The sequence below is a fragment of the Kocuria subflava genome, from assembly GCF_012163155.1.
Classification (GTDB): Bacteria; Actinomycetota; Actinomycetes; order Actinomycetales; family Micrococcaceae; genus Kocuria; species Kocuria subflava.
In genome coordinates this window covers 1-500 of sequence record NZ_JAAVUN010000284.1, presented here as the reverse complement: position 1 = coordinate 500, position 500 = coordinate 1, and the positions used below count along the sequence as shown (strand labels likewise).

1 protein-coding gene and 1 pseudogene are annotated in these 500 nt (G+C 70.6%); one reads left to right on the top strand and one right to left on the bottom strand.

Annotated elements, in window-relative coordinates; all coding sequences use genetic code 11:
* On the bottom strand, positions 1 to 237 hold a 237-nt coding region (locus GTW58_RS14235), incomplete at its 3' end, for a hypothetical protein (RefSeq protein WP_209436610.1).
* A gap of 100 nt (positions 238 to 337) precedes the next feature.
* On the opposite strand from GTW58_RS14235, the pseudogene GTW58_RS14835 reads away from it, so the two are divergent.
* Positions 338 to 500, top strand: a pseudogene (locus GTW58_RS14835) (GTP 3',8-cyclase MoaA); the annotation flags it as partial.

Below are 500 nucleotides of genomic sequence, written 5' to 3'. Positions count from 1 at the left end.
CCCTGCCCCCACGTCCCCCGCCAGGACCCGACCGGCCGCCTGCCCGAGCGGCAGCCGCACGGGTTCCCGCCCGAACCACGGGCTGCGCCCCAGCAACTCGGTGACCGCGCGGAGGTGATCCTCGACGCTTCTGGGCGGGGCGTGGTGACTGTGTCCGTGGTCCGTCCGGGGCCGGTCTCCGCCCGTCGCGGGCATTTCGTGGGGGCCCTTGGAGTGCTGGTGGTTGACCCGTGTCATGGAGGCCAGACTAGATGGCTCGTAGACTGACCCAACCGCCGGATTCGGCACGACAACCCGGCAGAGGTCCAGAGGAGAGGTGATCGAGGTGCCCACCGCATTGGGGATCCCCACGCTGCGCACCAAGCTCGAGCCCTCACCCGCCGACCCGGCCCGAGGCCTGGTGGACCGGTTCGGGCGGCGCGCCACAGACTTGCGCATCTCCCTGACCGACAAGTGCAACCTGCGCTGCACCTATTGCATGCCCGCCGACGGCATGGACT